7 protein-coding genes are annotated in these 14,961 nt (G+C 47.4%); all 7 read left to right on the top strand.

The features are described 5' to 3' along the window. The first annotated feature begins 13 nt into the window (after positions 1-13). On the top strand, positions 14-2,608 hold the full coding sequence (pepN, locus tag BFC18_RS06820; RefSeq protein WP_070124661.1) for an aminopeptidase N: 2,595 nt from the start codon (positions 14-16) through the stop codon (positions 2,606-2,608). After that, the gene (locus tag BFC18_RS06815) at positions 2,601-2,834 is read left to right on the top strand and encodes a DUF2835 family protein (RefSeq protein WP_070124659.1); all 234 of its coding nucleotides are present in this window, start codon (positions 2,601-2,603) and stop codon (positions 2,832-2,834) included. Before pepN ends, BFC18_RS06815 begins: the two co-directional genes overlap by 8 nt. Positions 2,835-3,036: 202 nt before the next feature. Next, positions 3,037-5,097, top strand: a complete 2,061-nt coding sequence (locus BFC18_RS06810) for a DUF1302 domain-containing protein (RefSeq protein WP_070124657.1) — start codon at positions 3,037-3,039, stop codon at positions 5,095-5,097. A 10-nt stretch (positions 5,098-5,107) separates the two neighbouring features. Then, the gene (locus tag BFC18_RS06805) at positions 5,108-6,472 is read left to right on the top strand and encodes a DUF1329 domain-containing protein (protein ID WP_070124655.1); all 1,365 of its coding nucleotides are present in this window, start codon (positions 5,108-5,110) and stop codon (positions 6,470-6,472) included. Between the two features lie 78 nt (positions 6,473-6,550). Beyond that, positions 6,551-7,585, top strand: coding sequence for a YCF48-related protein (locus BFC18_RS06800; protein WP_070124653.1), 1,035 nt, complete (start codon positions 6,551-6,553; stop codon positions 7,583-7,585). Positions 7,586-7,593: 8 nt separating this feature from the next. After that, on the top strand, positions 7,594-9,921 hold the full coding sequence (locus BFC18_RS06795; RefSeq protein WP_070124651.1) for an efflux RND transporter permease subunit: 2,328 nt from the start codon (positions 7,594-7,596) through the stop codon (positions 9,919-9,921). Positions 9,922-10,096: 175 nt separating this feature from the next. Beyond that, positions 10,097-14,935, top strand: a complete 4,839-nt coding sequence (locus BFC18_RS06790) for an NAD-glutamate dehydrogenase (protein WP_070124649.1) — start codon at positions 10,097-10,099, stop codon at positions 14,933-14,935. Positions 14,936-14,961: the final 26 nt, after the last annotated feature.

Genomic DNA, 14,961 nt, shown 5'->3' with positions numbered 1-14,961 from the left:
ATAAGGGGTTCTTATGAGCGTTAATGTTAAGCGTCGGCTGGATTACCAGCCGCCACTGTACACGATCACCAATGTGGTCATGCATGTACAACTTCATGCTACTGCAACACGTATCAAAACCGTGTCTACCGTACAGCGAGTGGGTGACCATAATTCACCGCTGTTTCTCGATGGCGAAAAAATGCAGTTGCTCAGTCTTGCGGTAAATGGCGAAGCCTACAACCTTTATTCTCACGTAGAAGGCGGAATTTCACTCACCGAAGTGCCTGATACGTTTGAGCTCACCGTCGAAACTGAAATCGACCCGCAGAATAACAAGGCCCTTGAAGGCCTTTATCTGTCTAACGGTGTTTTTTGTACCCAGTGTGAAGCGGAAGGTTTCCGCCGCATTACTTATTTCCTCGACCGCCCTGATGTGCTGGCTAAGTATGAAGTTACCGTATCTGGCGACAAGGAAAAATATCCAACGTTGCTGGCAAACGGAAACCCTATCGCAAAAGGTGAGGAGAGTGACGGTACGCATTGGGTAACCTGGCAGGACCCACATCCTAAACCTTGCTATTTATTTGCTTTGGTCGCCGGTGATTTCGATTTACTTGAAGACAGTTACACCACGACCAGTGGACGCGACGTAAAACTGGAATTATACGTCGATAAAGGTAAACGTGATAAAGGTGTCTTCGCCTTAGAATCGCTAAAGCGAGCAATGAAATGGGACGAAGATACCTTTGGCCTGGAATACGACCTCGACATCTATATGATTGTGGCCGTTGATTTCTTCAATATGGGTGCAATGGAAAATAAAGGCCTGAATGTCTTTAACAGCAAGTTTGTGCTGGCCGATCAAGACAGTGCTACCGATGAAGACTTCTTCAATGTGGAATCTGTCATTGCCCACGAATACTTCCACAACTGGACTGGCAACCGGGTAACCTGCCGCGACTGGTTCCAACTGAGCCTGAAAGAAGGTCTCACGGTGTTCCGTGATCAGCAGTTTAGTGCTGATATGACCTCGGCGTTAAGCAATCGTATTAAGCATGTACGGGTGATGCGAGAGCATCAGTTTGCTGAAGATGCCAGTGCCATGAGCCATCCGATCCGTCCTGATGAAGTTATCGAAATGAATAACTTTTATACGGTGACGGTTTACGATAAAGGCGCTGAAGTCATACGCATGTTTCATACCTTGCTGGGGGCTGATGGTTTCCGAAAAGGCATGGATGAGTACTTCCGTCGTCACGATGGTCAGGCAGTAACCTGTGATGATTTTGTCGCTGCAATGCAAACCGCCACTGAGCGAGATTTATCGCACTTTGCCAAATGGTACAGTCAATCGGGTACGCCAGTCGTTGGTGTGTCACGCATGTACGACAAACAAAAGCGTACGTTGCATATCTCGCTTTCTCAGCACACACCTGCTACTGCGAACCAACAAGAAAAAGAACCTTTATATATTCCAGTGGCTTTTGAGTGTATCGACGATACCGGCAAACATTATCCCGATGACGATGGCCTGATTAAAGACGGTTTGGTTATTCTCGATAAGCCCAGCGTTTCATTGATGTTTTCTGATGTGCCAGAGTCTTGTTTACCGGTTGTGTTAGGGAACTTCTCTGCACCGGTCAAAGTGGATAATCCACTTTCGGCCAAAGAACTGCTGCAAATATTTCGTTTCGCAGACGACCCCTTCAATCGCTGGGATGCAATGCAATCTCTGTATGATTGGTGTATCACGCAAATTGAGCTCGATAAGTCGGTACCTGACTCTGTGTGGAAAGCACTCGCCGACGTGATTGCCGCAGAAAAAGACAATCATGAGCTTTTAGGCGAATGTTTATCGATCCCAAGTTTTGAAACCTTATGCCAAACTCGCGTTGGTGTGGATGTGGCCGCGTTGGCTTCTGCCCGTCAATCATTCTGTGCGCAGTTTGCGTCAGAGCTGCAAAGTGCATTATTAACTGTATGGAACGGGTTTTCGTCAGTCAGTTATACGTATAAGCAGACAGACGTGAATGCGCGCCGCTGTAAAAATGTGGCGTTAGGTCATCTTGCCCGCACCGCCGACGGTGAAGCGCTTATCGAAAAGCAATTTGCTGAAGCTGATAATATGACGGATTCGCTCGGTGCATTGCGTGCAGCCCAAAGCGGTAGTGCTGAAGTATTCAACAGCTTAATGACCGCGTTCGAACAGAAGTGGAATCATGATCCGCTGGTGTTAGATAAGTGGTTCGCACTGAATGCGACTACTGAGCGTGAAGATATACTGGCCCACATCACCATGCTTAAATCCCACCCTCAGTTCACCATGGGAAATCCCAACCGGGTGAGGGCGCTCATAGGCAGTTTTGCTTTCTACAATCCGGTCGGATTCCACCAGCCAGACGGCAGTGGTTACCAATACGTCACCGATTATTTGCTTGAATTGGATCAACACAATCCACAAGTGGCCGCGCGCATCGTGACACCGCTAACGCAATGGCAAAACTATGCGGATAAGCATCAGCAAAAAATGAAAGCGCAGTTAACGCGCCTCGTTAATCATGAAGGGTTAAGCAAGGACGTGTTCGAAAAAGTGAGTAAAAGCCTGGCTTACGAGAAAAGTGAATAAACCTGACGCTTTTTATTTTTTTACCTTGTCACTATCTTATACAGACTGCCAGGCGCTTTATCAAAGCGCCGGCCAGTCTGCCATCCTGCTTTCTGAATCCGGCATTCGGGTTCAAGTTCCTGTTAGCCGCCTGCGTCCGTTTATCGACAGTCGTGGCCTGAAAGGGCGTTTTCGCTTGGTCGTGAGTGGTGAAAATAAGATCAAAACATTCGAAAGATTACGATAATTTCAGCCAAAAACTGGCGATTCTTCTGATCCTGTTCAATAACTAGTTGAAAGAGAAAATTTTATTGCCGGTGTTAACTGGTACGATTAGTTCTTGCGAAACTGACAAAATGATGTAATCATTTTGTTAACTACCCAAGTTGGTCACACGTCTGCGCGTCGTTACCTGGTATCGTCAGCGCTGGATCAGGAGAATAAAAACTATGATAAACGGGCATAGCACATTTAAAAAGACACCAGTTGCCGCTGGTATCATTGCCTTACTTGCTACAGCCTCTCCGGCTACTGCCGCGAACTGGGAATTCGGAGATGCAACCATTACTCTGGATTCTACTTTCACCTTAGCAACAAGCATACGTACTGAGGATCGTGATTATCGTCTTATTGGTAACAGTAACCACCCACAGTTCGATTGGACAGGGTATAACGCCGCGACCAATGTGATTTATCAGCCTGCAGATGTGTGGGCGCAAGCCAGTGGTGATTACTCCTCGAATAACGACCTCGGCGATTTGTCCTGGGACCCGGGTAAAGCCTTTTCAACACAGATTTCTGGTAACCATGATTTAGACATTAACATGGGCGACTGGGGTTTCTTTACACGCGCTTTCTGGTTCTATGATTTCGTTCAGAACGACAACGATAATGTCGCGGTAAATCCTATCACAGGGCAGAAGCCTGATCTCTGCGCGTCACCCGGTGCTGAAGAGTTGCTTTGTAATGATTTTCGTATCTTAAGTTCCTACTTTTACGGTGACTTCTGGATTGACGACAAGCCGTTTTCTATCCGTATTGGTGATCAAGTCGTGAGTTGGGGTGAAAGTACGTTTATCCAACACGGTATCAATACCACAAACCCAATCGATGTTAACCGTGCTCGTTCGCCGGGTGCTGAAATTAAGGAATTTTTTATTCCTGTTGGCATGGTGTACGCGTCTTTGGGCTTAACTGACGAAGTTAGTATTTCTGCATACTATCAGTATGAGTGGGAACGCAGCTGGTTGCCGGTTGCAGGCAGCTATTTTGCTACCAACGATTTTGCCAGTGAAGGCGGTCAGGCTAACAATATTCAGCTTGGTTTTACCGGTAACCCGGATATCGATCTGGACTTCCTGTTAACCTCGTTAAATGGTTTGGGTGACGCCCTACGTGCGGGTGCTGATGCAGGTACCATTGGTCAAGCGTATCTTGCTTATCCTACCAAAGTGGCAGTGCGCGGTTATTCTGATGACGCTCATGAAGATGCCGACGATCAAGGTCAATACGGTGTTCGCCTGACCTGGTATTCTGAGGCATTGAATAACAGCGAACTTGGCTTCTACCACATTAATTATCATAGTCAGCGCCCACTGATTTCCGGTGTGACATCTGACTTTACCCAAGCCGGTATTGCCAGTGATTTAGCGCTCATCGCACAAAATCAAATTACCCGGGACAATATCACCGATTTAGAGGCGTTTACAGAAGCCCGTTTCTACTATCCTGAAGACATTAAACTGTACGGATTTAGCTTTAATACCAACATTGAAAGTTGGGCATTGGCCGGTGAAATTGCTTACCGTGTAGATGAGCCATTGCAAATCGACGATGTTGAACTGCTGTACATGGGTATGCCAGAACAGTTGGCCAACACGGGCTATCGCCCGGACCTGGCTGGCATTTCACAGCTAAACAATATTGACCGTGCGGTAGGACCTGGTGAAACCGCGCAAGGTTTTGTGTTCTCAGATACGGTACAGGCGCAGTTTACGTTAACCCAGGTATTCGGTCCTGCACTGGGCACAGACAATCTGATTTTCCTGGGTGAAGTCGGTTACGTGAGCGTATTGGACTTCCCCGATCCAAATGTACTGCGTTTGAATGCGCCGGGAACGGGTAGAACACCGTCACTGGAGCCAACGGAAAGCGGTAACCCACGATTTGGTTTACACACTGGTTTGTCAAATGGGCCGGAAACAAACCCCTTTGCCACCGAAAATTCATGGGGTTATCGACTGTTGGCTGTCGCCGATTTTAATAACGTATTCTCAGGTGTGAACTTACGTACCCGAGCCACGTTCTCTCACGATGTAAGTGGTACCACACCGGACCCACTGTATGTCTTTTTGGAAGATTCAAAATCCGCCAGCCTGGCCTTTACGTTTAACTATTTAAATTCCTGGTCTGCGACGGCCTCTTACAGCGCCTTCTGGGGCGGCCTGGGAACAACTAACCAGTTAGCCGATCGCGATTTTGTGTCGTTCAATATCAAGTATTCGATCTAAGGAGTATCGCATGTTTAGAAAAGCAGGACTTATCGCTGCTGCAATGACCTTAGCCCTGTCATCGACCACCGCATTGGCTGCGGTGAGTCAACAGGAAGCTGACAAACTGGGTAATAGCCTCACGCCATTAGGTGGTGATGCGTCAGCGAATGCGGACGGTAGCATTCCGGCTTACACCGGCGGCATTACCAGTGCACCGGCGGGTTACTCTGTGGGTGACCACCATATCAATCCATTCCCGGAAGATAAGGTGTTGTTTGAAATTACTTCGTCGAACTATAAAGAATATGAAGAGTTTCTGGCGCCAGGACAAATTAAGCTGTTTGAAACTTACCCAGACACTTACCGCATGCCGGTGTATCAGTCTCGTCGTTCGGCATCCAACCCCCAGTTTGTTTATGATGCCACCAAGAAAAATGCGGTTAACGCCGCATTGATTGAATCGGGTAATGGTGTAACCGGTGCCGCAACCGGTATTCCTTTCCCAGTGCCACAAAATGGTCTTGAGGCTATCTGGAACCATATCCTGCGTTATCGTGGCCAGGCCGTGCAGCGTTTTGGTGGTCAGGCAGCGGTAACTTCATCTGGTGATTACAACCTGATTGGTTTTGATGAGAAGCTTCTTATCCAGTATTCCGACGAAAACGCAAAGCCGGAAGAGCTGGAAAAAGACAACATCTTGTTCTTCTTCAAACAAAGTGTGACCGAGCCTGCACTGCTGTCTGGCAGTATTCTGCTAGTAAAAGAAACGGTGGATCAGGTTAAAGAGCCACGTAAAGCCTGGAAGTACAGCAGCGCCACAGGTCGCCTGAACGTTGTTCCGCAAATTGCGTACGACACCCCGGGAACCGAAGCGGATGGTCTGCGTACCACCGATGATTTTGATATGTTCAATGGTTCCCCAGACCGCTACACGTGGGAACTGAAGGGCAAAAAAGAAATGTACGTGGCGTACAATAATTACGATTTGCACAGTGATGAGGTGAAGTACGAAGACATCCTCAAGCCAAATCATATTAATCCGGATCTGACCCGTTGGGAAAAACACCGCGTTTGGGTGGTAGAAGCCAACTTGAAAGACGGTTTCCGCCATATCTACCAGAAGCGTACTTTCTACATCGATGAAGATAGCTGGCAAATCCAGGAAGCGGATATGTACGACAAAAACGGTGAGCTTTACCGTGTCGCATTTGCTTACGGCATCAATTACTATGATGTTCCAACACAATGGTCAACACTGGATGTTTATCACGACTTAAACTCCAGACGTTACCTGGCTATTGGCTTGGATAACGAGACTAAAATGTACGACTTTACTATCCGTCCTCGTGAATCAGAATTCACCCCTAACGCGCTGAGACGGAGAGGCCGTTAATTTCATCCATGAAAAAACGGTTGGCAATGCCAACCGTTCTTTTTTCAACACTATGCGCTATTTAGGAAAATAATTTTTATGAAAAGCACGTTGATGGCGATCCTCGTATTATCTGCCGTGTTCAGTGCACAGGCCCAGGAAGCCTATCAGGCGCCACGGGTTACCGAGTCATTGCTTCTGGATATCGACCACTCAGATTTTGTTGTTGCTGTGGGTGAACGCGGTCACATTCTTACTTCTACCGACGGTGAAGTCTTCAATCAACAGGCCGTACCGACCACGACAACACTCACTGCGGTCACGGTATTAGGCGATAAAGTCTGGGCAGCGGGTCATGATGCGACAATTCTGTATTCTGCTGATAAGGGGAAAACCTGGGTAGTGCAAATGGCAAAACCCGAACTGGAAAAGCCTTTTTTTGATATCACTTTTTTTAATGCGCAGCAGGGCATTGCCGTAGGTGCTTACGGGTTGTTTTTCCGCACTAACGACGGCGGCAGTACCTGGAAGCAAGAGCTTCACGCATCAATTTTAAGTGCAATGGATCAAGAGTACCTGGAAGAAGTAAAACAAGACTCGCCTGAATATTATGAAGAAGAGTTAAGTCTGATATTGCCGCACTTTAATAAGCTACGCGTTATCAACGATAAACTGTACCTGGTTGGTGAAGCGGGTCTGGTGGCAACCAGCGACAACATGGGCGCATCATGGCAAAGACTGGAAATGGAGTATCAGGGCTCGTTTCAGGATGTCGCGCTTATCAACGATTCCACCATTATGTTAGCTGGCTTACGTGGGAATGTGTTCGTTCAACGTAACAATGAAGCATGGGAACAAGTGCCCACTTGCTTATCCGGTACATTAAATTCAATTTTGACCGACAACAGCGATGCCATCAAATTGTACGGCAACAACGGCATGATGGTAACACTCGAACAGCCCATCGATGCCGTGATCTACGACCCTTGGGCCGCGCCTGGCCAATGTACGCCAGCAAATGGTTTCAGTGCCCAGCAAACTAAAGATAAAGCCAGTATTGTGAACGTAACGCGATTCAATGGCCATCTCATCGCCGTAACGGCAAATGGCATTCAGCAATTAGAAACGGAATAAAATAACAAATGGCTAGCTTTACCACGCTATTAGAACGATTAATTTTCGGTTACCGAAAAGTGGTGGTGGCGCTTTTCGCCCTTGTCACCCTTTACCTCGGTTTCCAGGCGTCGATGATGCACCTCGATGCCGGATTCGAAAAAAACGTGCCGCTAAATCACCCGTATATGAAAACCTACATGGATCACCGCGAAGACTTTGGTGGTGCTAACAGTGTGCTGGTTTCAGTTTGTGATGCGAACGGCAATATTTATAACCAGCAATTCATGGACACGCTCCAACAAGTTCATGATGCGCTGTTCTTTGTTAACGGTGTAGACCGTTCCTCAGTAACCAGCTTGTTTGCTGCCTCAACCCGATTTACTGAAATCGTTGAAGGTGGATTCTCTGGTGGTCCGGTTATTCCGGCAGATTTCGATTCCTCCCGTCAGGCCGCACTTGACCAAGTTGCCGTTAACGTGGAAAAAGCACGTATTGTGGGTCGTCAGGTAGCCAACGACTACAGTTGTGCCATGGTCACAGCGCGCTTACTGAATCTCGACCCCAAAACTGGCGAATCGCTGGATATGCTGCAAGTGGCATCCGATTTAGAATCAGATGTTCGCGCGAAGTTTGAAAATGATTCAGTGAGCGTACACATCATCGGATTCTCAAAAATGATTGGTGATGTAGCCAATGGCGCGAAGGATGTTGTGTTGTTCTTTGCCATTGCACTGGCAATTACTGCCGTGATGGTGTTCTTCTTCTCCCGTAACATCATGATGACCATTCTGCCTTTGGTATGTTCAGTGGTGGCGGTAGTCTGGCAGTTAGGTTTGCTTACCGTGTTGGGCTTTGGCCTTGATCCCATGTCAATTCTTGTACCTTTCCTGGTCTTCGCTATCGGTGTGAGCCATGGTGTGCAAATGATTAATGCGGTAGAGAAAAAAGTGGTTGCTGGAATGGGTGCGCAGCATGCTGCAATGAGCGCGTTCAGAGCACTGTTAGTGCCTGGTGGTGTGGCTTTGCTGTCGGATACCGTAGGCTTTATGACGCTGCTGGTGATTGATATTGGTATTATTCGTGAGCTGGCCATCACTGCAAGTTTGGGTGTGGCAGTCATTATTCTTACCAACCTCATCTTACTGCCAGTGCTTATGAGCTTTCTATCTCTTAACGACAACTACGTTAAGCAATTTAATAAGAAAGAACAGCGTAACTCCGCTTTCTGGAAAGCCATTGCGTCGTGTGCCAATAAGAAACCGGCCACCATCATTATGCTGGTAACTGTGGGGCTGTTCATTTTTGGTTGGTTCCAGTCACAGCAAATGAAAATAGGCGATCTGCACGCGGGTGCGCCATCGTTACAAGAGAGTTCTCGTTACAATCAAGACACCTTCCTCATCACTGATAAGTATTCCCTCACCGTAGATTATCTGTCAGTGGTGGTGGAAACCTCACCCGAAGCCTGTACGTCATACGGCGTAATGCGTGCCATGGACGATTTTCAGTGGAAAATGGCTAACGTAGAGGGCATTCAGTCTACTGTTTCACTGGCATCAGTGGCGAAAAACGTGAATGCAGGCTTTAATGAAGGTAACGTTAAATGGCAGGTGCTACCCCGAAGTAATCAGATGTTGGCGCAAGACATTTCCATGGTGCCAACGTCATCGGGTTTACTTAACGGCGATTGTTCCGTGATGCCGATCATCTTGTTTATGGAAGATCATAAAGCAGAAACGATCTCTCGGGTGGTCACTGCAGTAAAGACGTTCCGAAAGGAATATGAAACCGACGACATGCAGTTCAAGTTAGCGTCGGGTCCGGTTGGCGTAATGGCGGCGACCAATGAAGCGGTGGAATCCGCCCAAGGGCCGATGATGCTATACGTTTTCGGCGCGGTGATCATTTTATGTCTGATCAGTTTCCGCTCAGTGCGAGCCACCTTATCAGTGGTATTACCCTTATATGTGGTATCGGTTCTAGCCCAAGCGCTGATGACGTATCTGCAGATAGGTCTTACCGTTTCAACCTTACCGGTAATTGCATTAGGCGTAGGGATTGGCGTGGACTACGGTATTTATATTCTTTCTACCATGAGTCATAAGCTCAAAGCGGGGGCCACTGTGCAGCAAGCCTACCTCGATGCATTAAAAGAACGGGGTAGTGCGGTACTGTTTACGGGGATTACGCTTGCTGTTGGCGTGAGTACCTGGGTATTTTCATCGCTAAAATTCCAGATGGACATGGGTATTCTGCTGACGTTTATGTTCCTGGTGAACATGCTGGGTGCCATTATTGTGCTACCAGCACTGTCCAGATTTCTCTGGTTGAGTAAAAATGACCCTGATGCATAAAACTTTTTTTGCATAGTTACTTACAAAAAAGGGCCAGATGGCCCTTTTTTTTATGCCTTTTCTGCATAGTTATCTATGCTGTTAATAAAGCGTTAAAACTTCCCTTTAAAAAGGACTGAAGATTAGCGAAAATAGGTAGGGATTCTGTGCACTTACGACTAATTAAGGTTTAACCATGACAGTCACCTCACAGCGGCAGTCGGTGCTGCTTGATAATGTTTTTTCACTTATCGATAAAAAGATTGATGCGCAACAAAAAGCGTTGGTAGAACAATTTGGCCAACATTTATTTAAAACGATTTCAAATGACGACCTGGAAGATCGAAACGACAGCGATCTCTACGGTGCGACGCTGAGTTTATGGCACGTATTTTCTTCTTTTGAGTCTTCAGCTCCTTACATACGTGTTTTTAACCCGGAAATTGCCAAGCATGGCTGGCATTCCAGTCACACCATTGTAGAAATTATTGTCCGCGATATGCCGTTTCTGGTGGATTCGGTTCGCATGTGTCTTAATCGTCTTAACATCACATCGCACTTAATGCTTCACAGCCCGGTTTGGTTGAAGCGCGACGATAAAAACCAGGTAGAGTCTTTCGTTGAACACGGCAGCAAAGACAAGCATGCCTTGAAACAAACGGTGTTGTTTATCGAAATCGACAGACAAACATCGAAGAAAGATATCGACCTGCTAACAAAAGAGCTTCGTTCTGTTGTTGATGAGGTATCTCTTGCGGTAGAAGACTGGCAAGCCATGTCGACAAAGTTAGAGACCGTCATTAAAACGGCTGGTAAACTCTACTGGCAGGTATCTGATGAACGCAAAAAGCAAGCGGTACAATTTCTTGAATGGTTAGCTGACCATAACTTCACCATGATGGGTTACCGGTATTACGATGCCAAAGCCATTGAAGGCGACTACCGTTGGATACCGGTCAATGACAGCAGCCTAGGCTTGATGAAAAAGTCAGTCAGTGACCGCGAACGACTCATTTCTAATTTGCCTCCTTCAGCCCGTGCCGAAGCGTTGAGTCAAAAACCATTAATGCTAACCAAAACGAATTCCCGAGCCCGCGTACATCGCCCGGCTTACATGGACTATGTTGGCGTTAAAGTATTCAACAAAGAAGGGGCCGTTGTGGGCGAGCATCGCTTCCTCGGTTTGTACAGCGCGTCTTTCTATAACTCCAGCGCCACTGAAATTCCGGTCCTGGCCAGTAAAATCAGTGAAATATGCTCGTTGTCTGGCTATGAGCCTGGTACTCACGCTTACAAAGCGTTCGTGAATATCATTGAAACCTATCCCCGCGATGAGTTACTGCAAACCCCTGCAGATGAGATGGCGCAGATCATTATGGGCATCTTTCAAATGCAGGAACGGGGCATTACCCGCCTGTTTATGCGTAAAGACGTGTTCGGACGTTTCTTGTCGTGCATGGTTTATGTACCCAGAGAGCGCTACAACACGCAGCTCAGAAAAGATACGCAAGCATTGCTTCAGCGTTCGTTTGGTACGGAAGAAGACGTGGAATTTACCACTTTCTTCTCAGAATCGGTTTATGCCAGAACGCACTATATCGCCCGGGTAAAAAACAACAATGTGGATTACGATGTGAAGGAAATTGAGCAGAACATCATCGAGCTGAGCAAAACCTGGAATGACCGCCTCGCCTCAGCGATTAAAGCTGCCCACGGTGAAGCCTCGGGTAAGGCGTTAGAGCGCAAGTATACGAATGCGTTTTCCCGAAGCTATATGGAGCAAAACCTGCCCAGCGCTGCGCTCATTGATATTGAGAAACTTGAGCTGCTAAGCGACGACCATACGCTGGATATGTTGTTCTATCGTCCGCAGGAAGAAAATGTCAGCAGCGAAGTGGTGAAACTGAAACTGTTCCACCGCGCTGAACCTATTCACCTGTCTGATGTGCTGCCCATGCTGGAAAACTTTGGCTTGCGCGTTATTGATGAGAGTCCATACAAGGTGCACTGTTCAGATACATCGCTGAACTGGGTTATGGATTTCACCATGCTGCATAAATCAGGTAGTCACCTGGATATGGAGCAGGCACAAACACTGTTCCAGGATGCCTTTGCCAAAGTATGGGCAAATACGCTGGAAGACGATGCCTTCAACCGCCTGATCCTGGGCGCAGGCATGACCGGACGAAAAGTCACGATTCTGCGTGCTTACGCAAAATATATGCGTCAAACCGGCAGTTCGTTTAGCCGCGACTACATTGCCAATACGCTGTCTGCTTATCCCGATATCGCCAAGAAGTTAGTGGCTTTCTTTGATACGCGTTTCGACCCGTCGAAGAAACGTAATAAGAAGAAAGAAGACACGCTGCTTGATGACATCAAAAAACAGCTGGATAACGTTAGCAACCTGGATGACGACCGTATCATTCGCCGCTATCTGGATATGATGCTGGCGACCCTGCGTACCAACTTCTATCAGGGTGATGCCGAAGGCAATGAGAAGCCGTATGTGTCGTTCAAAATGAGCCCGGATATGATCCCGGAAATGCCATTGCCATTGCCGAAGTTTGAAATTTTCGTGTACAGCCCACGGGTTGAAGGTGTGCATTTACGTGGCGGCAAGGTTGCACGTGGTGGTTTACGCTGGTCTGACCGACAAGAAGATTTCCGCACGGAAATTCTCGGTTTGGTTAAGGCGCAGCAGGTTAAGAACACCGTGATCGTGCCAGTTGGGGCAAAAGGCGGATTTGTTTGTAAACAATTGCCGACCACAGGCGGTCGTGCCGCATTCCAGGCGGAAGGTCAGGCGTGTTATCGCACCTTTATCCGCAGTTTGTTGGATATCACCGACAATATCGTTAATGGTGAAATTGTGCCGCCGAAAGATGTGGTGCGACTGGATGAAGACGATCCGTACCTGGTAGTGGCTGCCGACAAAGGCACCGCCACATTCTCAGACATTGCCAACGGCATTTCTGAAGAATACAACTTCTGGTTGGGTGACGCCTTTGCGTCTGGCGGTAGTGTGGGTTACGACCACAAGAAAATGGGGATTACGGCCCGTGGTGCGTGGGAATCGGTTAAGCGTCACTTCCGTGAAATTGGTATCGATTGTCAAACCACCGACTTTACGGCCGTGGGTATTGGCGATATGGCCGGTGACGTATTCGGTAACGGTATGTTGTTGTCCCGCCATACGCGTTTGATTGCGGCGTTCAACCACCTGCACATTTTCTTCGACCCTGATCCGGATGCCGAAAGTTCTTACAAAGAACGTCAGCGTTTATTTGAAAACCCCAGTTTGAGCTGGGAAGACTACGACAGTGCATTGATTTCAAAAGGCGGTGGTATTTTCAGCCGTGCCAGTAAATCCATTAAACTGACTGCTGAAATGAAGAAATGGCTGGGTACCCGCCAAGTGTCGATGACACCAAACGAGTTGATTCACAATATTCTGAAGATGTCTGTGGATCTAATCTGGAACGGTGGTATCGGTACCTACATCAAGAGTAACAAAGAATCCCACGCTGAAGTGGGTGACCGCGCCAACGACGATTTACGGGTAAACGGTAAAGACGTGAATGCGAAAATCGTAGGCGAGGGCGGTAATTTGGGTCTCACCCAATTAGGACGTGTTGAATATGCGGCCACTGGCGGTCGTGTGAACACCGACTTCATTGATAATGTGGGTGGTGTAGACTGTTCGGATAACGAAGTTAACATCAAGATCCTGCTTAACAGCCTGGTGAGTGCCGGTGATCTTACCGTTAAGCAACGCAACAAGCTGCTTTACGATATGACCGATGATGTGTCTCGCATTGTGCTTGAAGACTGTTACCGTCAAACCCAGTCTATTTCGATTACTGAACGGGCTGGCGTATCTCAGCTTAAAGAACAGTTGCGCTTTATTCACGGTCTTGAAAGAGAAGGGCGTTTAAATCGTGAACTGGAATTCATTCCTACGGATGACGAGATTTCCGATCGCGTTGCGAAAGATCGCGGCCTGACACGTCCTGAACTCAGCGTACTGATTGCCTATGGCAAAATGGTGCTTAAAGACGCGTTTAACATTCCTGCTATCACCGAAAATCCTTACCACGGCAAGCTGCTGGTTAATGCGTTCCCACCAGTGTTGCGTGATAAGTATCCTGAGCAAATGGAACAGCATCCACTTCGTGGCGAAATTATCGCGACCAAGCTGACTAACAATATTGTTAACGATATGGGTCTGAACTTCGTGTTCCGTATGCAGGAAGAGACGGGCGCAACCGTTGATGAAATTGCAGATGCTTATGCCGTAGTAAAAGGTATTTTTAATATCGACCCGCTGTGGCGCAAAATTGAAGCACTCGATAATGTGATTGATGCTGATTTACAGCTTAAGATCCTGGAAAGTGCCCGTCGAATTATGCGTAGAACAGCACGTTGGTATATTCGCCATGGCAATAAGTCACTGGGTATTCACTCGGCGATTGAGGCGTATCGCGCCACTTTCGACAATCTCGCTACCAATATGCAAACGTATCTGGTGCCAGAAGAATATGCCGCGCTGAAGAAAGAAACGGCGAAACTCGTGGATAAAGGCGTGCCAGAAGATATTGCCACCCAGATCTCGAGCTTCTCGAATCTGTTCTCAAGTCTCGATTTGGCGCAAATTGATGATGTGGACAGCCATGATACCTCGGTGATTGCGAAGCTTTACTTCCAGTTAGGTTCGAAATTAGAGCTACACTGGTTCCTCGCGCAAATTACCAACCAGAATGTCAGCAACCATTGGCAGGCGTTGGCCCGGGCATCTTACCGGGAAGAGTTAGACTGGCAGCAGCGTTCAATTACACTGAACCTGCTTCAAACTCGGCCTGACAGCCAGGATGCAGATGAAATTCTGCAAACCTGGATGGACAATAATCAGGCGCTGCTAAAGCGCTGGTATCACATGATGAGTGAGTTCAAAACCAGCTCCACACACGAATTTGCAAAATTTTCTGTGGCTTTACGTGAATTGATGCTTTTAAGCGCCAAGTCTAGCCATTAGAATACGCATATTCAAAAAAAGACGAA

The sequence above is a fragment of the Alteromonas confluentis genome, from assembly GCF_001757105.1.
Classification (GTDB): Bacteria; Pseudomonadota; Gammaproteobacteria; order Enterobacterales; family Alteromonadaceae; genus Alteromonas; species Alteromonas confluentis.
The sequence above is the reverse complement of the archived record's forward strand: the minus strand, read 5'-3'. Positions and strand labels throughout refer to the sequence as shown.